Origin of the sequence: Ochrobactrum sp. P6BSIII, from assembly GCF_014138065.1 — a bacterium.
Taxonomy (GTDB): Bacteria; Pseudomonadota; Alphaproteobacteria; order Rhizobiales; family Rhizobiaceae; genus Brucella.
In genome coordinates, this window is the sequence record NZ_JACGXB010000001.1 from 24,404 (window position 1) to 41,786 (window position 17,383).

Below are 17,383 nucleotides of genomic sequence, written 5' to 3' on the forward strand. Positions count from 1 at the left end.
GCGACCAACCCGGACCCACTTCACCGATCTGTTGCCGGACAGAAAGAAATCGTGACCGCTCAAAGCCACCGCTCCGCCACAATGGGCACGCAAAATTTCCGCACGGATGATTTGCTTTTATTAGGAGCGACCTATGAAAAGGTTTGGTTATTCCCTGTTTGCCGCATGTCTGTCGCTTGGCATGGGGCTTTCAGCCGCGGCCGGGACGGCCAATGCAGCGCAGCCCTCCCTGATGGCGGCACCGACCACCGCGTCGGCACAGACCTCAGCCCCCAATGTACAGACCGTGCAATATTACGATTATCGAGGCGACCGCCGTTATTGGCGCTATGACCGGCCTCGCTACCGGCCCTATTATCGGCATGACCGGCGTTACTGGGGACCGGGACCGGTTTATCGTCACCGCCCGGCGCCAGTCTATCGCGGCGGCAATCCGCATGTCCGCTGGTGCTACAACCGTTATCGGTCCTATCGCGCCTATGACAACACCTTCCAGCCCAATTACGGGCCGCGCCGCCAGTGCTATTCGCCTTATCTGTAAGGCCGCGACCAACGAAGAAAGCCCCGCAATGCGGGGCTTTTCTCTAAACTGTCTTGGAATCTTTATGGCTGCTCAGGTGACATAGGCGCCGATGGAAGCCGCCACCAGCCCGATCGCGACCGCAATCATCACGCCATAAACGCGCGGCTTGTCGAAAAGAACGGCGAAAGCTGAAAACCAGCCCACAACCGCCGCACCGAGCGCGAAGAGAAAACCCGGCTTGTCGCCATGATAAAGGTTTGCCGCCATCAACCCGCCGATGATCAGCGCGCCGAAAACGATCATTAACCCCGTGGCATAACGCTCATAATCGTCCATTTAAATTCCTCGGTTCCGATCTCGCGAAAACTGCGACGGAAACTTATAGCGACCCGTTTGGCCATTTAAGGGCGTGGAATCTCTCACGCCGCCATCCTGACCTTCTCGCTCACACAATCATTATTCGTGGCGTTCTTCAACCATTTCGCAGCGCCATTCGCTGCAAATGTTACACGTTATCGTTTCTGACCGCCGTTCAGCCGTAAAATCCGTGCTATATTGATACGTATGGAACCGTCTGGAATCACCATTTTTGAAACACCTATCGGCGCGTGCGGCATTGCCTGGCGCGGCGCAAAAGTCGTTGGTGTCGAAATCGGCGATACGGACAAGACGGAAACCCGCTACCGTCTCGGTGAGCGGGTGGGCGAACAGTTTCCCGAAGCACAGGCTGATGTGCCAGCCTTTGTGGCGCAGGCTATTGAAAAAGTGCGTGTGCTTCTCGACGGCGGATCGCCGGATTTTTCGCAAACACCGCTGGCGTTCGAATCCCTGCCCGACCTTAACCGGCAGGTTTACGAGATCATTCTCGAATTGAAGGCCGGTGAAACCACCACCTATGGTGCGATTGCGAGACGGCTTGGCGATGTCAGCCTGTCACAGGCGGTTGGCTATGCGCTTGGCAAAAACCCGTTTCCGATCATCGTGCCCTGCCACCGGGTTCTCGGGTCCAATGGCAAGGTCGGCGGGTTTTCGGCGGCTGGCGGCACGGCGACCAAACTGAAGCTTCTCAATATCGAGCGCGCCAAAATCTCCAGCGAGCCCGACCTGTTTGGCGGCCTGCCGCTTCAGGAGCGACCGCAAGCGGAGTGGTAACTACCTCTTGTCAGTAACCACATCGGCCGAGAAGCGCAATTCGCGCATCGGGCGCACGAGTTGTGTCGTGGCATCGTAGGTCGGATGCTTTTTGAAAGCGAAAAGCGCTTCTTCATCCTTGAACTCGGCATAGACCACGAGATCGATGCGGTCGCACATCGGATCGACCCTGGAATTCGGCAAAACTTCGAAGACATCGGAATAGGGGATGGTGGCAAGCTGCTCCAGCCCTTTCCTGACGGTCTCGATATCCTGACCTTCCTTAACGCTGAAAAAAACAATGTGCCGGATCACGCCTCAACTCCCTGTAAGTGACAGGGCGTATCTAGCGCATCAAGACAGCCAAAAAAATGGCAAATAATTGCCGGCACGACGCGCCCAATTTCGTTCCTGAGCTGGCGAAAATGGTGGCTTTCGAGCACCGGAGCGCAATGTACTTCCCGCATAGTCCCGAAAAGTTGCAGACTTTTCGGATAAGACTATGCGTCAAAAAAGAGACATGAGCACCGGAAGCGCAGAAAGACGCAATTTGCAGACGCTCAGGGACGAAATTCAGCCCGCTTTCACGCGACGCCAGGCAAACCCGCCTGCTTCCGGCACGGAGCCGCGCCCCGGCTGGTAGTAACCGGGCGTGTCGACCAGACGGTTTTCGCCAAGACGGCTCTGGGCAACCTTGTTCGTCACCTGAAGGCTGTCGAAGCCGGTGCGCAGCATCAGCGCAGCCTGATCGATCAGCACATCGCCAACGGCGCGCAATTCGCCAGCAAAACCTTCGCGGCGCAAAATCTCAGCCTTGGAATAGGAGCGACCGTCATTGAAAGCCGGGAACTGCAAGGCGATCAGCGGTAGGCTGCCAAGATCATCCAGCAGCGGTTCAATGGCTTCGCCCGGCGCAACCGAAACGCCGATCCGGCGATTGGAGGCACGGCGGCGTTCTTCGTCCAGTCCAAGCCAGACGGCGAGCGGAATGATGACAGCCGGAGCGTCGCCCGCCGCGTCAAGATCGTCGGCAAAGACATAATCGTCTTCGCGAAAGCCATCGGCAGACCAGAGTTTGGTTTCGTTAATATCGCTCATTTCCGGTCACCTGCTCCCAAATTCTTCAAGCTGTCGGACAGACCCGACAGGTGGATGCCGCATTCTGTCTTTTCCGATCCCGCCCAGCGTCCGGCACGCTGATCTTCGCCGTCGTTCACGGGCCGCGTGCAGGGCATGCAGCCGATGGAACGGTAGCCCTGCGCGGTCAGGGGATGCGGCGGCAGATCATGCTTTTCGCCATAGGCCTTGAGATCGGCTGCCTGCAAACGCGCCAGCGGATTGATACGAATACGCGGGCCGACCGATTCAAACACCGGCAGGCTTTCGCGCGTCGATGCCTGAAACTGCTTGCGGCCCGTCATCCAGGCCCGATAAGGGGCCACAGCGCGCGCCATCGGCTCAACCTTGCGGATGAAGCAGCAGCGATCTTTGTCGGTCATCGACAGCGCGCCGAACGGATCGTCCGCCTTGATGCTATCCTCAAGCGGCAGGATATCCTGCACATCGGTCAAACCCAGCCGGTCCACCAGATCATGACGATAATCGAGCGTGGCCCGAAAATGCTTTCCCGTATCGAGAAACAGAACCGGCGTTGCCGGGTCGATTTCCGAGATCATGTGCAGAAGCACTGCCGATTCCGCCCCGAAGGAAGACACGACCGCGATCTGCCCCTCATAGAGTTCGCGCGTGACAAGCGCGATCACTTCCTGCGGGGTAGACGCACCGTGGCTGGCCTCCAGAAGGCGGGCTTCGGCGCTGGCACTTTCTTCAGCATCAAGCTGCACGGCTTATTTCTCCATAAAGCGCGCGTTTGAACGGCTCCATGCCAACGCGGCGATAGGCGGCGAGGAAGGTTTCCTCCGGGCCTTCACGCAGGGACAGATAGGTGTCCACCACCGTTTCGATGGCATCCACCACTTCTTCCGACGAGAAGCCGCGACCGGTGATTTCACCAATGGTCGAATGCTCATCCGCCGAACCGCCAAGCGTGATCTGATAGAGTTCCTCACCCTTCTTCTCAACGCCCAGAATGCCGATATGGCCGACATGGTGATGGCCGCAGGCATTGATGCAGCCGGAAATCTTGATCTTGAGATCGCCGATTTCAAGCTGGCGCTGGTGGTCGCCGAAGCGCTCGGAAATACGCTGCGCCACCGGAATGGAGCGCGCATTGGCAAGGGCGCAATAATCGAGGCCCGGGCAGGCGATGATGTCGGTGATGAGACCGGCATTCGGCGTCACCAGACCATCCGATTGCAGCAAATCATAGACGGCTGCGAGATCGGCCTTGGCCACATGCGGCAGAACCAGATTCTGCTCGTGGCTGACGCGGATTTCATCGAAGGAATAGGTTTCGGCAATGTCCGCCACCAGCTCCATCTGCTCGGCGCTCGCATCGCCGGGAATACCGCCGATGGGCTTCAGCGAAATGGTGACGACCGCATAATCCGGGTTCTTGTGCGGCGTGACATTGCGCGCCACCCAGCTTGCAAATTCCGCATCGGCCTTCTGGGTTACCGCCAGCACTTCCCAGCCTTCCGGCCGTTGCGGCAGGTTCGGCATGCGGAAATAGCTTTCGATGGCGTCGATATCGCGCTGTGGCAGCTTCAGCTCGCCGTAACGAATATCTTCCCATTCGGCGTCAATCTCCCGGGTCAGTTCTTCGACGCCCGTTTCATGGACGAGAATCTTGATGCGCGCCTTATACTTGTTGTCGCGACGACCATGCAGATTATAGACGCGCACGATGGCCGTCACATAGGTCAGCATGTCTTCGAGGGGCAGGAAGTCGCGGATCTTCTTCGCCACCATCGGCGTGCGGCCCTGACCGCCGCCAATATAGACAGCCAGTCCCAGATCGCCTGCCTCGTTCTTCTTCAACTGCAAGCCGATGTCATGCACCTGAATGGCAGCGCGGTCATGGTCCGAGCCGACAATGGCGATCTTGAACTTGCGCGGCAGATAGGAAAACTCCGGATGCAGCGACGACCACTGGCGCAAAATTTCTGCAAACGGACGCGGATCGGCCACTTCGTCGGCGGCAGCACCTGCGAAATGATCGGCGGTCACGTTGCGAATGCAATTGCCGGAGGTCTGGATGGCGTGCATCTCGACTTCCGCCAGCTCTTCCAGAATGCGCGGCACGTCCTTCAGGGCGGGCCAGTTATACTGGATGTTCTGGCGCGTGGTGAAATGGCCGAAGCCACGATCATAGTCGCGTGCAATCGATCCAAGCCTGCGCAGCTGGCGGCTCGACAGCGTGCCATAGGGGATGGCCACGCGCAGCATATAGGCGTGCAATTGCAGATAGAGGCCGTTCATCAGACGCAGTGGCTTGAACTGGTCTTCGGTCAGCTCGCCAGTCAGGCGGCGCTCGACCTGATCCTTGAACTGGGCAACGCGGGCCGCAACAAAATCGCGGTCGAATTCATCATAACGATACATAGTCTAAATCCGGGTTCAGAGCATTTCCAGCGAAAGTGGGAACCGGTTTTGCGTCCGGAAATGCGTCAACAGATATTACGAGGCGCGCTTCAAAGCAGGCTTATCAAGGGGCAGATCACCGAAGGTAACGATGGTCGGGCCGGACAGGCGAATACGCTCGCGCAGGCGGATCGGGTAAAGCCCCTCTTCGCGCTCCTCGACATCGATCACATTCACATCGACGACCAGATTGGCTTTCGCTGCAAGCTTGCCCGCCTCTTCAAGCCCCGTCACGGCTTCCGCATGGCGAGCGATCAGCGCGCCGTCGATGGTCTCATGCCACGAACCGTCTGCACCGAGCCACACAGCCTGCCCGTCGATCAGCCGGTTTGCAGTGAGAACTTTTACGACCATTTCCAAACTCCAAACTTTTGTTAACCGCGCATCCTGCGGGTTTAGGCTGCGACGGAAACCGGCTTGAGGGCCAGCGCTTCGGCTTTGTCGATTGCGGCACCGGCGACGGCATCGCCAATGATCACCATGACCGGGCCGGAAAGTTCCTTGCGGTTTTCCAGATCCGGCAAATCCTTCAGCGTGCCGTGGAACAGGCGCTTGTCCTGTCGGCTCGCATTTTCCACCACCGCCACGGCGGTATCTTCGTGCAGGCCCGCACCAATCAGGCGCGCAGCAACCGATGCCGCGACCGTGGAGCCCATATAGACGGCAATTGTTGCACCCGAGACGGCGAGCTTCGCCCAGCCCGGCAGCACATCGCCCGTCATGTCATGGCCCGTGGTGAACACCAGCGACGAAGCGACACCGCGCAGCGTCAGCGGCAATTCCATATCGGCAGCGGCAGCAAAGGCCGAGGTGATGCCGGGCACGATTTCGAAACCGATACCGGCAGCACGCAGCGCCGCCATTTCTTCACCTGCGCGTCCGAATACCAGCGGATCGCCGGATTTCAGCCGCACAACGCGCTTGCCTTCCTGCCCCAGCGAAACCAGCAGGCGGTTGATCTCTTCCTGGCTTTTGGAATGGCAGCCCTTGCGCTTGCCAACGGCAAGGCGCTCGGCGTCGCGACGGCCCATGGCAATGACGCCTTCCGGCACCAGCGCATCATGCACGATCACATCGGCTTCCATCAAAGCGCGATGGGCGCGCAGGGTCAGCAGGTCTTCGGCACCCGGACCGGCGCCGACCAGCCAGACATATCCGGCAGCATTGTCACGTTGCTCGATCAGATCGCTCGCAGCCTTGTAGGCTTCAACGCGATCGCCACTTTCAATGGCGCTGGCCACGCGACCCGAAAAGAACCCGCGCCAAAAACTGCGGCGCACCAGACCCTTGGGCAGCGCCCGCTCGACCAGCGGTCGCCAGCTTTCGGCAAAATGCGCAAGCTCGCCAAGGCGCGGCGAAAAGGCGGCATCGATGCGCGCACGAACCATCTGCGCCAAAACCGGAGCGCTTCCTTCCGAACCAATCGCAATCGTCAGCGGCGCACGGTTGACGATGGCAGGCGTCAGGAAATCGCAAAGGGCTGGACGGTCAACGACATTGACCGGAACCTTCTCGGCCTTGACCACGGCAGCAATGGCGCGATCCTGCGCTTCATCGCCAGTCGCCACGAAAACAAGCTTTGCGCCCTCGACATGTTCCGGCGCAAAAGGTGCTGCAATATGCTCCGCACCATGGCTCGCGATGAAATCGGCCAGATGGTGTTCTGTTTCTTCGGCAATGATGCGAAGACGTGCGGATGTCTGCGCCACGAGGCGCGCCTTGTTCAAAGCTTCCTCGCCGCCGCCAACGACGACAACCACCTCTTCCGACACCCGGAAGAAGGCAGGAAAATCAGCCAGTAAACGCTTTTGCGGTAGAGACACGGCACGATCCTTGGGAGCATTTCCAGAGAAAGCCGATACCGGTTTCAGTTACAGAAATGCGTCTGGTAAAAAGATGGCGCCATTATCCATGGAGAGCGGGAGATTTATAAGAAACGGGCTTGCGCGTGAAAATCACGGCGAGCATCACTTTTTCTCAAAACAGCCGATTGCGGGATTTTAATTTCCCATAAGGCCAGAAATATATCCCACAATTTTTATAGGGTTTACATAGACTTATAGATATCGGTTACCGATAATCGCCGCTCGTGAAGAAGGCCGGAACATGTTTGGGCCAGCGGCGCGGCAGCACGGCAATCAGATCGAAACGCAACGACAGACGGGCATGGTCGGGCTGGCGTTGCAGCCAGAGATCGGCTGCGGCTTCGATACGGCGCATGGCCTGCGGTGTGACGGCGAGATGCGCGGCTTCCAGGCTGCTGCGCGCCTTGACCTCGACAATGAGCACAAGATTGCCCCGCCGGGCGATCAGATCGATTTCACCGAGCCGCGTTCGATAGCGCCGCGCAACGATCCGAAAGCCTTTTAAAAGAAGCAGCACGGACGCAAAGCGTTCGGCGCTGTGTCCGCGAAAGAAAGCGCTGCGCAACGATCCGAAAGCCTTTTAAAAGAAGCAGCACGGACGCAAAGCGTTCGGCGCTGTGTCCGCGAAAGAAAGCGCTGCGCTTTTTCTCGCGGAGGTCTGTCATCGCTGATCCGATTTCAGTTGCATAAGGCGCTGATAGAGAACCGATTTCTGCCCGCCAGTCATACGCGCTGCCTCGCCTGCAGCCTTTGATGGCGGCAGCTCGGCGGCAAGCGACAGAAGCAGCTTGTCGATATCTTCCTCGCTTTGCGGAATGGTGTTGCCCGTCGGCGGACCAACCAGCAGAACCACTTCACCGCGAATGCGATCTTCGCCATCAAACTCTGCTGCAAGCTCACCCAGCGGCGCGGTGCGAATGGTCTCATAGGCTTTGGTCAGTTCGCGGCAAAGCGCGCCCATACGATCCGGCCCGAACACTTCAGCCATTTCGGCCAGCGTCGCCGCTGTCCGGTTTGGCGATTCATAAAACACCAGCGTTGCGTCGATGCCCTTGAGGCTTTCGAGCTTCGTCTGCTTTTGCCCGTGCTTGGATGGAAGAAAGCCGCAGAACATGAAGGCGTCAGTCGGCAGGCCAGAAGCGGCAAGTGCGGCCAGAACCGCGGAGGCACCCGGAATGGGGACGACGCGAATACCCGCTTCGCGTGCTTCTCCAACCAGACGAAAGCCCGGATCGGAGACGAGCGGCGTGCCCGCATCGGACACCAGCGCAACGCTTTTGCCCGCAGACAGCGCAGCAATCAGCTTTTCACCAGCTTCTGCCGCATTGTGCTCATGATAGCTGATCGGACGGCGGGAAATGCCGTAACGGTCGAGGAGAACGCGGGTCACACGTGTATCCTCACAGGCCAGAACATCAGCTGCGGCGAGCGTTTCGATGCCGCGCAGCGTCATGTCGCCAAGATTACCGATCGGCGTCGACACGATATAAAGTGCTGGCTCCAATGGACGGGCGCGCATGGCAGTGCCGCCCACCACATAATCGCGCCGTCCATCGTCAATATTCTGGGCGCCCATATCTTCAGTCATTGCTTATACCTCATGCCGCGAGATCCGCGACCAGCGCATCCAGCACCAGCGCACCGTCCGGCGTTGCGCGAATGATGCTGCCGCCCATCGGCTCGATCATGCCCTCGGTGATCAGTTTCGCCAGACGCTTCTGGTCAACATCATGACCCGACAGCCGCTTGTAGCGATCCAGATCGATGCCTTCGCGCAGACGAAGCCCCATCATCAGGAACTCGTCGCCCTCCTGCCCGCCATCAAGATATTCTTCCTCGATAATGCCGTGGCCGCGCCGATCAACCTTGTCGAGCCAGGTTTCCGGATGCTTTTCGGTAATCGTGACGGTGCGAACGTCGTTTTCCACGAAACGCCCATGCGCACCGGGGCCGATGCCGACATATTGCCCATAGCGCCAATAGACGAGATTGTGCTGCGACTCGCGCCCCGGCACCGCATGATTGGAAATCTCATAGGCCGGGAGACCATGCTCTGCCGTCACCCTTTGCGTTTCTTCATAAAGCGCTGCGGCGTGGTCCGGCTCCGGCGTGGTCAGCTTTCCGGCCTTCCAGAGATTGTAGAACTGTGTGCCTTCCTCGATGGTCAGCTGGTAGAGCGAGAGATGATCGGCAGCAAGTCCGATGGCTTCCTTCAGCTCTTCGCGCCATGCCTCGATGCTCTGGTTCGGGCGCGCATAGATCAGATCGAAGGACAGGCGCGGGAAAATCTCGCGCGCCAGACGAATGGCCGCCTTGGCTTCCTCGACCGAATGCATGCGGCCGAGACGGCGCAAATCGGGATCGTTGAGCGCCTGAATGCCGAGCGACACGCGATTGACGCCTGCCGCGCGATAGCCGCGAAAACGGTCGGCTTCCACACTGGTCGGATTGGCTTCCAGCGTCACTTCGATGTCAGGTGCGACAGACCAATGCGACGCAATATTATCGAGCAGAGCGCCCACCGTTTCGGGCTGCATCAGCGATGGCGTGCCGCCACCCAGAAAAATACTGGTGACCGTGCGCGGGCCCGTGCGCTCGCGCAGCGTTTCCATCTCGCGCCGGAACGCTTCGGAAAACCGCGCCTGATCCACCGGCTTGTGACGGACATGGCTGTTAAAGTCGCAATAAGGGCATTTGGCCAGACAGAACGGCCAATGCACATAAACGCCGAACGCAGTTTCCCCATTCGCACGCGCGATGGGAATCGTGCTCACGCCGTCCACTAACGCCGGTGAAGAGGGAAACAGCTTGTTCATTTCGCGGAAGCCGGCTCCACGTTGAGCGCCTTTTCGGCAAAAAGCTTGAAGGCGCGGGCGCGGTGCGACAGGGCCTCAGCGTCGCCCGGCTTCCAGCCGTGCTTCTCATCGGCAGTCATTTCGCCAAAGGTCTTTTCGTGGCCCGCTGGCAGGAACACCGGATCATAGCCGAAGCCGGTCGTGCCGCGTGGCGGCCAGATCAGCACGCCTTCCACTTCGCCGCGGAAATATTCCGCTTCGCCATCCGGCCATGCAAGGCAGATGACGGAGACGAAACGCGCGCCGCGCTTGTCCGCGGTCGTGGCACCTTTTTCCTGCAAAAGATCTTCGACCTTACGCATCGCCATATTGAAATCACGCGTGCCGTCTTCGGTTTCGGCCCAGTCGGCCGTGTAGACGCCCGGCTCGCCGTCCAGCGCATCGACCATCAGGCCGGAATCGTCGGACAATGCGGGCAGTCCGGTAGCTTCAGCCGCAGCAAGCGCCTTGATATAGGCGTTTTCCTCAAACGTGGTGCCGGTCTCGTCCGGCTCCGGCAAGCCAAGTGCTGCAACAGAGCTGACATCGAAGCCGAACGGACCGATCAGCCCGTCGAATTCCTTCAGCTTGCCTGCATTGTGCGAGGCGACAATCAGCTTGCCCTTTTCCAGCGTTCTCATTTTCAATTCCATAGTTTGGGTTCGGCAATCTCCAGCGAATTGCCGGATGGATCGCGGAAATAAATCGAATGTGCGCCATTGGGCCAATCGAAATCGGCCTCAATGGCAACGCCATGCTTTTCCAGATGTTTCCGCCAGCCCTCGATCTCCGCGCGGCTTGCAGCAAAACATACATGACCCGGCCCCGTTGTGCCATGCGGCGGCACAGGCAGATTGCCGGACAAAGGCGGCTTCAAGGTTTCTTCCGCCTTGAAGAGCAGCAAAATGCCCTCACCACAGCGGAAGAAAGCATTGCGCTCGCTGAGTTGGCCCACCGGTTCCAGCCCCATCGTGTTGCGATAGAATTCTACCGCCTCGGCGACGTCGCGGACATAGAGTGCCGTTTCAAGAATACGTGCAGCGCGCATGGATCAGGTCTCCTCATTCAGATGGAGCAGACCCTGTCCTAGCAGAGCCTGTTCCAAAAGTCGTCCTGTGCGGCTGCAAATACCTTTTTTTGATTCAGGCTCTTAAGCCACGGCCATCTTTTGCAGGGACACAAGACGATCGACACCGCTGCGCGCCAGCTTCATCAGGTTCAGGAACTCTTCTTCCGAGAAAGGCGCGCCTTCGGCGGTGCCCTGAATTTCAACAATGCCGCCCGCGCCGGTCATGACGAAATTGCTGTCGGTCTGGGCGACGGAATCTTCCGCATAGTCCAGATCGAGAACAGGAGCGCCTTCATAGATGCCGCAGGAAATGGCGGCGACATGATCCTTCAGCACCTTCTCGACCCGCACCATCTGGCGCGCTTCCATCCAGCGCAGGCATTCATGCAAGGCCACCCAGCCGCCGGTGATGGCTGCAGTGCGCGTGCCGCCATCGGCCTGAATGACATCGCAGTCAACCGTGATCTGCACTTCGCCCAGCGCCTGCATGTCCACGACAGCGCGCAAGGATCGTCCGATCAGACGCTGGATTTCCTGCGTGCGTCCGCCCTGCTTGCCAGTGGCGGCTTCGCGGCGCATGCGGTCGCCGGTCGAACGCGGCAGCATGCCGTATTCCGCCGTGACCCAGCCCTTGCCGGTGTTGCGCATCCAGCCCGGAACCTTTTCCTCAAGGCTTGCCGTGCACAGAACATGCGTGTCGCCAAATTTGACTAGGCAGGAGCCTTCCGCATGTTTGGAGATGCCGCGCTCGAAAGAGACGGCGCGCATTTCGTCGGCAGCACGCTTGGATGGACGCATATATCAATTTCCTTGATCGAGTTTTTGGGGATTCAAAGTTTTCCGTGCGGCTTTTTAGGCCCCCCGGGCGCAAATAGAAAGGAATTTTGCGCTTCGCCAGCCCAAAGACATGTCGAGAAGTGTTGAGAGGAATGCCAGTCTGGAGCTAAAGCCTTTGACGCTTCGCGCCGCAACCTTATATTTAGGGTAAGCAATCAACAGGTTCGCCGCTCTATCATGATGAAATCGCCTGAACATCAGCTTCTGAATTCGCTCGACCAGCGGTCGCGCGAAATTTTCCGGCTGGTCGTCGAGAGCTATCTCAACGACGGCGACCCGGTCGGTTCGCGCAATCTGTCCCGCCTGCTGCCGCATTCGCTCTCGCCTGCCACCATTCGCAATGTGATGAGTGATCTGGAGCATCTGGGCCTGATCTATGCGCCGCATGTGTCGGCGGGCCGTCTGCCGACGCAGATCGGCCTGCGGTTTTTCGTCGACGCCTTTATGGAAGTCGGCGATCTGCCGCCGGGCGAACGCTCGTCCATCGAGGCGCAGGTGCGCGCCGCCGGCAACAGCAATTCGGTGGAAAGCGTGCTGACCGAGGCAAGTCAGGTCCTGTCCGGCCTGTCGCGTGGCGCGGGTCTCGTGCTTGCCACCAAGACGGAAGGCGCGCTCAAGCATATCGAATTCGTGCGGCTGGAGCCGACCCGTGCACTTGCCGTGCTGGTGATGCAGAATGGCGATGTGGAAAACCGCGTCATCAATCTGCCGGTCGGCATCAGCGCATCGCAACTGGTGGAAGCCTCGAATTTCCTCAACGCCCATATTCACGGCCACACACTTTCCGAAGCCAAGGCCGAGCTGAAGGTGCTGATGGAGGAAACCCGCCAGGAACTGGACCAGCTTTCGCAGGAACTTGTCGAACAGGGCCTCGCCGTGTGGGGCGGCACCGGCTCTGACCAGCCGTCGCGGCTGATTGTGCGCGGCCGCGCCAATCTTCTGGAGAACATTCACGCGCAGGAAGATATCGAGCGTCTGCGCCATCTCTTCGACGATCTGGAAACCAAGGACGGCATGGTCCAGCTTCTGGATCTGGCCGAAACGGGTTCGGGTGTGCGCATTTTCATCGGCTCGGAAAACAAGCTGTTTTCGCTGTCCGGCTCGTCGCTGGTGGTTGCACCCTATCGCGACAGCGAACAGCGGGTCATCGGGGCGCTCGGCGTCATCGGCCCGACCCGTCTCAATTATGCGCGTATCGTTCCGATGGTGGACTATACGGCCCAGATCGTGTCTAGACTTCTGCGGTGAAGTGTCAATCTTACCGGGTCACCAGAAATTAAGCCTTGATTTTAATGGCATGAAACTCGATATCCGCCCCAGACGATATTCAAGACGGAAGAAGCATTATGTCTGACGAAAAGAACAAAACCCAGAACCCCGATCTTGAGCAGCGCGACATCAACAATCCACGGGATCGTGAGGCGCTGAACCGGGCTGCCGCCGATTTCCTGAAAGCGCGCAAGGCCGAAGCCAGCGCCGAAGTTGCGGAAGACGAAGCGGACAATGCGGCTGATGAAACCGCAAACCGGATTCTCGCGCTCGAAGCCGATAACAAGGAACTCAAGGATCAGGTTCTGCGCGTTGCTGCCGAAATGGAAAACCTGCGCAAGCGCACCCAGCGCGACGTGCAGGATGCCCGCACCTATGCGGTGACCAATTTTGCCCGCGACATGCTGTCGGTTTCCGACAATCTGCGCCGCGCCATCGACACCATTCCGCCCGAGATGCTGGAAGCCGACGCCAGCCTGAAGTCTCTGGCCGAAGGCGTGGAAATGACCGAACGCGCCATGTTGCAGGCTCTGGAACGCCACGGCGTCACCAAGCTTGAGCCGGAAGGCCAGAAGTTCGATCCGAACTTCCATCAGGCCATGTTCGAAGTGCCGAACCCGGATCTGCCGAACAACACCGTCGTGCAGGTTGTGCAGGCTGGTTACGCCATTGGTGACCGCGTCCTGCGCCCGGCCATGGTCGGCGTATCCAAGGGCGGCCCGAAAGCTGCTGCCGAGACCGGTGGCGCGGAAGGCGACAGCTGATACGCTGAGCGAATGAGATGACAGAAAAAGCGGCGGTCCATCCGCCGCTTTTTTGTATCTGCTGACCTGCGCTCATACAGCCATATTGCCAAGGCGCGCAGAGCAATAGAAAATCGCGTCACATATCTTGCTGGGGGAAGCCGCGTGACCGTCGTACAGTTTCTGAACTTTGCGGGTGTTTTCGTCTTCGCGGCAACTGGCGCGCTTGCCGCCTCGCGGCGACAGCTCGACATTGTCGGCTTCATCTTTCTTGCCAATATCACCGGCATCGGCGGCGGAACGCTGCGCGATCTCATCCTGAGCACACCGGTTTTCTGGGTTCAGGAGCCGATCTACCTGCTGGCGGGCACACTGGCCGCCTTCGCGGTCTATTTTACCGCCCATATGGTGGAATCACGCTATCGCGTGCTGCTCTGGCTCGATGCCATCGGCATGTCGGCCTATACGGTCATGGGTGCGGCCAAGGGGCTTGCTCTCGGCGTCAGCGCACCGGTGGCCATCGTCACCGGCATTTTCACTGCCACGCTGGGCGGCATCCTGCGCGATATGGTGGCCGGAGAGCCATCGGTGATCATGCGGCGGGAAATCTATATCACGGCGGCGCTGGCGGGAGCCTGCCTCTATGTCGGGCTGGCGCGCCTTGGCGTCGATCCGTTCTTTTCGGCAGTGGTCGCGGCGCTGACCAGTTTTACCGTGCGCGGCGGAGCGCTTTATTTCGGCTGGAATCTGCCGGTTTATAAAAGCCGTCCCGGCCGCACAGAAGAAGAACTCCAGCGCGACCGGATCATTCGGTCCGAGTAGTGATTATATCAGGCCAGCCTGACTTGCAGCGGCCTGAAGGCTGAGCAGCGGACGCGGGCCCATCTGCTGGATGATGAGACCGGCGGCAAGCGAGCCGAGCCGTGCGCAATCTTCCAGCGAGCGGTCCTTGGTATAACCATAGAGGAAACCTGCTGCATAAAGATCGCCCGCGCCGGTCGTGTCGACCAGTTCGTCGATCTCGATGGCCGGAACGGTCAGCGTCTGATCAGGCGTCACAATGACTGCGCCCTTTTCCGAGCGCGTGATGATCGACAGCTTGCAATCCATGCGCATCGAGGCAATCGCCGTTTCGAGCGATTTGGTCTGGTAGAGCGACTTGGCTTCGTCTTCATTAGCAAAAACGATATCGACCGTGCGCTGGCGCATCAGGTCGCGGAACTCTTCGCGATAGCGGTCGACACAGAACGGATCGGAGAGCGTCATGGCCACTTCATGACCTGCCTCATGCGCGATCTTCGAAGCCATCACGATGGCTTCCTTGGCGCGGGGCGGATCCCACAGATAGCCTTCGAAATAGGTGACCTTGGCATCGGCGACCTTGGAGGTCTCGACGTCTTCCGGTCCAAGCTCGACGCAGGCGCCGAGGAAAGTATTCATCGAGCGTTCGCCATCCGGCGTCACGAAAATCATCGAGCGGGCGGTTGGCGAACCCTTTTCCAGTGGACGCGTATCAAAGGCCACGCCCTGCGCGCGGATATCATGCGCGAAAACACGTCCAAGATGGTCAGTCGCCACCTTGCCGAAATAGGCGGAACGTCCGCCGAGGCTGGCAACGCCTGCCGCTGTGTTGCCCGCGCTGCCGCCGGACATTTCCGTCGCCGGACCTGCGATCCGGCTATAGAGCAATTCTGCGCGATCGGCATCGATCAGGTTCATTGCACCTTTGACGATACCGTTGGCTTCGAGGAAAGAGTCGTCCGTACGCGAGAGAATATCGACAATGGCATTGCCGATGCAAAGAACGTCGAATGTGGCCATGAGCTCGAGAAGCTCCCCTTTTTTCAATTCTCCAGCCTGCTTCCGTTCGGGCAGGAGGAGGCTTTGGCGCCAGCTATCTATCCTGAACGTGATACGGTGGGATAGATATTCGGGTGCGGGTTTAACCTTTTGCTCCCTCTTTGGCTACCCCGCCACGATCCCGGTATGTGGGTAGTCTGGCTTGCGCGGCCCGATGGCCATACCTATTTTCATTTCGTCCACAGCCAAAACAGGCTCAAAACGGAAAAAGAATGATCATAGACGCCGCCCTGAAAGCCCTGAATCGTCTGCTGACGCCGGAGTTTCGCTCGGTTTTCTGGAAAACGCTGGGTTTGACGCTTTTGCTGCTGGCCGGTCTCTGGGCCAGTATTCGTCAAATCTTTTTTATCTATGCCTGGCCGTGGATGGAGCAATTGCTGCCCGGCATGCCCGCCTGGGCAGGCTGGCTGGGTATCGTCGCCGCCATTGCGGCGGGGCTTGGGCTGGCGCTTGTTCTGGCGCTGATGATCGCGCCCGTCACGGCGCTTGTGGCAGGTCTGTTCCTTGATGATGTTGCCGAAGTGGTCGAGCGCACGGATTATCCAAACGACCCGGCGGGCGACGCCCTGCCGCTTGGACGCTCCATCGTGGTTTCACTGAAATTCCTCGGCGTGGTGATCCTTGGCAATCTTCTGGCTCTCGCCCTGCTCTTTGTGCCGGGCATCAACCTGATCGCCTTTTTCGTCATCAACGCCTATCTGCTCGGGCGCGAGTTTTTCGAATTTGCCGCCATGCGCTATCGCACCGAAGCGGAAGCCAAGGCGCTGCGCTCCCATTATGGCGTGACGGTCTTTCTGGCGGGCTTGCTGATTGCCGGTTTCATGGCCATTCCGCTGGTCAATCTTCTGACCCCGCTTTTCGCGGCAGCACTCATGGTGCATCTGCACAAAGCCATTTCGCAGCGCGAGGCCGCCAAGCCTGTCAAAACTTACGCCTGAGGCGGAAGCGGAATCAGCGCGGCAGGCACATCGCAGGTCTTGTCCGGCGATTTGCAGATATCGGCGATGACACAATGCTCGCATTCGGGCTTGCGCGCCTTGCAGGTATAGCGCCCGTGCAGGATCAGCCAGTGATGGGCGTGCAGCATATATTCCGCCGGAATGACCCGCACCAATATGGCCTCGACCGCATCCGGCGTCTTGCCCGGCGCCAGACCGATCCGGTTGCCGATGCGCAATATATGCGTGTCCACTGCCATGGTCGGCTGGCCGAACGACATGTTGAGCACGACATTGGCCGTCTTGCGTCCGACGCCCGGCAGTTTGACCAGCGCGTCGCGGTCGCCCGGCACCTCACCGCCATGGTCGCGGATCAGCGCTTCCGAAAGCAGGATGACATTCTTCGCCTTGTTGCGCCAAAGGCCGATGGTACGAATATAATTGCCGACCTTTTCCTCACCCAGCGCCAGCATTTTCTGCGGCGTGTCAGCGACGGCAAACAGACCGCGCGTCGCCTTGTTGACGCCCGCATCCGTCGCCTGAGCGGATAGCACCACCGCCACCAGCAAGGTGAAGGCGTTCACATGCTCCAGTTCGCCCTTCGGTTCCGGGCGCTGCACGGAGAACCGGCGGAAGATTTCGTGAATCTCGTCAGCCGTATAAAGCGTACCGGCCACGCGGCGCGGGCGACGAACGGCGGGGCTCGCTGCCGGGCTGCTTGCGGCGACGGAAACTGTCACGGGCGATTTGATTTTGGCCTTTTGCATTCTG

Annotated in this window: 21 protein-coding genes; 6 read left to right on the forward strand and 15 right to left on the reverse strand. The window is 59.2% G+C overall.

Annotated elements, in window-relative coordinates; all coding sequences use genetic code 11:
• Window positions 1-133 precede the first annotated feature (133 nt).
• Entirely contained in the window at window positions 134-541 is a 408-nt protein-coding gene (locus tag FHW00_RS00090) for a BA14K family protein (RefSeq protein WP_078339613.1), read from the forward strand.
• A 72-nt stretch (window positions 542-613) separates the two neighbouring features.
• Here FHW00_RS00090 and FHW00_RS00095 read toward each other — a convergent pair whose 3' ends face one another.
• Entirely contained in the window at window positions 614-859 is a 246-nt protein-coding gene (locus FHW00_RS00095) for a hypothetical protein (RefSeq protein WP_006465911.1), read from the reverse strand.
• 228 nt (window positions 860-1,087) lie between these two features.
• Between FHW00_RS00095 and FHW00_RS00100 the strand changes: the two genes are divergently transcribed.
• Window positions 1,088-1,675, forward strand: a complete 588-nt coding sequence (locus tag FHW00_RS00100; RefSeq protein WP_078339614.1) for a methylated-DNA--[protein]-cysteine S-methyltransferase — start codon at window positions 1,088-1,090, stop codon at window positions 1,673-1,675.
• Here FHW00_RS00100 and FHW00_RS00105 read toward each other — a convergent pair whose 3' ends face one another.
• The 12 genes from FHW00_RS00105 to rph form a co-directional block, all read right to left on the reverse strand.
• On the reverse strand, window positions 1,676-1,969 hold the full coding sequence (locus FHW00_RS00105; RefSeq protein WP_078339615.1) for a Dabb family protein: 294 nt from the start codon (window positions 1,967-1,969) through the stop codon (window positions 1,676-1,678).
• 258 nt (window positions 1,970-2,227) lie between these two features.
• The gene (locus tag FHW00_RS00110; protein ID WP_078339616.1) at window positions 2,228-2,752 is read right to left on the reverse strand and encodes a DUF934 domain-containing protein; all 525 of its coding nucleotides are present in this window, start codon (window positions 2,750-2,752) and stop codon (window positions 2,228-2,230) included.
• Window positions 2,749-3,498, reverse strand: coding sequence for a phosphoadenylyl-sulfate reductase (locus tag FHW00_RS00115; protein WP_078339617.1), 750 nt, complete (start codon window positions 3,496-3,498; stop codon window positions 2,749-2,751). Before FHW00_RS00115 ends, FHW00_RS00110 begins: the two co-directional genes overlap by 4 nt.
• Window positions 3,488-5,158, reverse strand: coding sequence for a nitrite/sulfite reductase (locus tag FHW00_RS00120; RefSeq protein WP_078339618.1), 1,671 nt, complete (start codon window positions 5,156-5,158; stop codon window positions 3,488-3,490). Before FHW00_RS00120 ends, FHW00_RS00115 begins: the two co-directional genes overlap by 11 nt.
• A gap of 75 nt (window positions 5,159-5,233) precedes the next feature.
• Window positions 5,234-5,551 carry a DUF2849 domain-containing protein gene (locus tag FHW00_RS00125; protein ID WP_078339619.1) on the reverse strand — a complete coding sequence of 106 codons (318 nt, stop codon included), beginning with the start codon at window positions 5,549-5,551 and terminating at the stop codon, window positions 5,234-5,236.
• A 41-nt stretch (window positions 5,552-5,592) separates the two neighbouring features.
• Window positions 5,593-7,020 (reverse strand): siroheme synthase CysG, encoded by a 1,428-nt coding sequence (gene cysG, locus FHW00_RS00130; protein WP_078339620.1) that lies wholly within the window; start codon window positions 7,018-7,020, stop codon window positions 5,593-5,595.
• 247 nt (window positions 7,021-7,267) lie between these two features.
• Window positions 7,268-7,627 carry a YraN family protein gene (locus FHW00_RS00135; RefSeq protein ID WP_182514628.1) on the reverse strand — a complete coding sequence of 120 codons (360 nt, stop codon included), beginning with the start codon at window positions 7,625-7,627 and terminating at the stop codon, window positions 7,268-7,270.
• Window positions 7,628-7,723: 96 nt separating this feature from the next.
• Window positions 7,724-8,650 carry a 16S rRNA (cytidine(1402)-2'-O)-methyltransferase gene (rsmI, locus tag FHW00_RS00140; protein ID WP_078339622.1) on the reverse strand — a complete coding sequence of 309 codons (927 nt, stop codon included), beginning with the start codon at window positions 8,648-8,650 and terminating at the stop codon, window positions 7,724-7,726.
• A gap of 10 nt (window positions 8,651-8,660) precedes the next feature.
• Complete coding sequence (hemW, locus tag FHW00_RS00145) at window positions 8,661-9,878, reverse strand: radical SAM family heme chaperone HemW (protein WP_078339623.1); 1,218 nt, start codon at window positions 9,876-9,878, stop codon at window positions 8,661-8,663.
• Window positions 9,875-10,537 (reverse strand): RdgB/HAM1 family non-canonical purine NTP pyrophosphatase, encoded by a 663-nt coding sequence (rdgB, locus tag FHW00_RS00150; RefSeq protein WP_078339624.1) that lies wholly within the window; start codon window positions 10,535-10,537, stop codon window positions 9,875-9,877. Before rdgB ends, hemW begins: the two co-directional genes overlap by 4 nt.
• Before the next feature lie 2 nt (window positions 10,538-10,539).
• On the reverse strand, window positions 10,540-10,944 hold the full coding sequence (locus FHW00_RS00155; protein WP_078339625.1) for a VOC family protein: 405 nt from the start codon (window positions 10,942-10,944) through the stop codon (window positions 10,540-10,542).
• A gap of 102 nt (window positions 10,945-11,046) precedes the next feature.
• Window positions 11,047-11,763 (reverse strand): ribonuclease PH, encoded by a 717-nt coding sequence (gene rph / locus FHW00_RS00160; protein WP_078339626.1) that lies wholly within the window; start codon window positions 11,761-11,763, stop codon window positions 11,047-11,049.
• A gap of 216 nt (window positions 11,764-11,979) precedes the next feature.
• On the opposite strand from rph, the gene hrcA reads away from it, so the two are divergent.
• The 3 genes from hrcA (at window position 11,980) to FHW00_RS00175 (ending at window position 14,636) form a co-directional block, all read left to right on the forward strand.
• Window positions 11,980-13,050, forward strand: coding sequence for a heat-inducible transcriptional repressor HrcA (hrcA, locus tag FHW00_RS00165; protein WP_078339627.1), 1,071 nt, complete (start codon window positions 11,980-11,982; stop codon window positions 13,048-13,050).
• 98 nt (window positions 13,051-13,148) lie between these two features.
• Window positions 13,149-13,835, forward strand: a complete 687-nt coding sequence (gene grpE, locus FHW00_RS00170) for a nucleotide exchange factor GrpE (RefSeq protein WP_078339628.1) — start codon at window positions 13,149-13,151, stop codon at window positions 13,833-13,835.
• Window positions 13,836-13,979: 144 nt separating this feature from the next.
• Window positions 13,980-14,636: a trimeric intracellular cation channel family protein gene (locus FHW00_RS00175; protein WP_078339629.1), complete on the forward strand. Its 657-nt coding sequence runs from the start codon at window positions 13,980-13,982 to the stop codon at window positions 14,634-14,636.
• A gap of 3 nt (window positions 14,637-14,639) precedes the next feature.
• Here the strand turns inward: FHW00_RS00175 and FHW00_RS00180 are convergent, their stop codons facing one another.
• A complete protein-coding gene (locus FHW00_RS00180; protein ID WP_078339630.1) occupies window positions 14,640-15,635 on the reverse strand; it encodes an adenosine kinase in 996 nt (331 codons plus the stop codon).
• Window positions 15,636-15,886: 251 nt separating this feature from the next.
• Between FHW00_RS00180 and FHW00_RS00185 the strand changes: the two genes are divergently transcribed.
• A complete protein-coding gene (locus FHW00_RS00185; RefSeq protein WP_078339631.1) occupies window positions 15,887-16,612 on the forward strand; it encodes a sulfate transporter family protein in 726 nt (241 codons plus the stop codon).
• Here the strand turns inward: FHW00_RS00185 and nth are convergent.
• The gene (gene nth / locus FHW00_RS00190) at window positions 16,603-17,379 is read right to left on the reverse strand and encodes an endonuclease III (protein WP_078339632.1); all 777 of its coding nucleotides are present in this window, start codon (window positions 17,377-17,379) and stop codon (window positions 16,603-16,605) included. The two genes, FHW00_RS00185 and nth, sit on opposite strands and share 10 nt — an antisense overlap.
• Window positions 17,380-17,383: the final 4 nt, after the last annotated feature.

Coding starts and splice junctions, on each gene's coding strand:
- FHW00_RS00090 (WP_078339613.1), top strand. CDS start 134: ATGAAAAGGTTTGGTTATTCCCTGTTTGCCGCATGTCTGTCGCTTGGC.
- FHW00_RS00095 (WP_006465911.1), bottom strand. CDS start 859: ATGGACGATTATGAGCGTTATGCCACGGGGTTAATGATCGTTTTCGGC.
- FHW00_RS00100 (WP_078339614.1), top strand. CDS start 1,088: ATGGAACCGTCTGGAATCACCATTTTTGAAACACCTATCGGCGCGTGC.
- FHW00_RS00110 (WP_078339616.1), bottom strand. CDS start 2,752: ATGAGCGATATTAACGAAACCAAACTCTGGTCTGCCGATGGCTTTCGC.
- FHW00_RS00120 (WP_078339618.1), bottom strand. CDS start 5,158: ATGTATCGTTATGATGAATTCGACCGCGATTTTGTTGCGGCCCGCGTT.
- FHW00_RS00125 (WP_078339619.1), bottom strand. CDS start 5,551: ATGGTCGTAAAAGTTCTCACTGCAAACCGGCTGATCGACGGGCAGGCT.
- rsmI (WP_078339622.1), bottom strand. CDS start 8,650: ATGACTGAAGATATGGGCGCCCAGAATATTGACGATGGACGGCGCGAT.
- hemW (WP_078339623.1), bottom strand. CDS start 9,878: ATGAACAAGCTGTTTCCCTCTTCACCGGCGTTAGTGGACGGCGTGAGC.
- rdgB (WP_078339624.1), bottom strand. CDS start 10,537: ATGAGAACGCTGGAAAAGGGCAAGCTGATTGTCGCCTCGCACAATGCA.
- FHW00_RS00155 (WP_078339625.1), bottom strand. CDS start 10,944: ATGCGCGCTGCACGTATTCTTGAAACGGCACTCTATGTCCGCGACGTC.
- rph (WP_078339626.1), bottom strand. CDS start 11,763: ATGCGTCCATCCAAGCGTGCTGCCGACGAAATGCGCGCCGTCTCTTTC.
- hrcA (WP_078339627.1), top strand. CDS start 11,980: ATGATGAAATCGCCTGAACATCAGCTTCTGAATTCGCTCGACCAGCGG.
- grpE (WP_078339628.1), top strand. CDS start 13,149: ATGTCTGACGAAAAGAACAAAACCCAGAACCCCGATCTTGAGCAGCGC.
- FHW00_RS00180 (WP_078339630.1), bottom strand. CDS start 15,635: ATGGCCACATTCGACGTTCTTTGCATCGGCAATGCCATTGTCGATATT.
- FHW00_RS00185 (WP_078339631.1), top strand. CDS start 15,887: ATGATCATAGACGCCGCCCTGAAAGCCCTGAATCGTCTGCTGACGCCG.
- nth (WP_078339632.1), bottom strand. CDS start 17,379: ATGCAAAAGGCCAAAATCAAATCGCCCGTGACAGTTTCCGTCGCCGCA.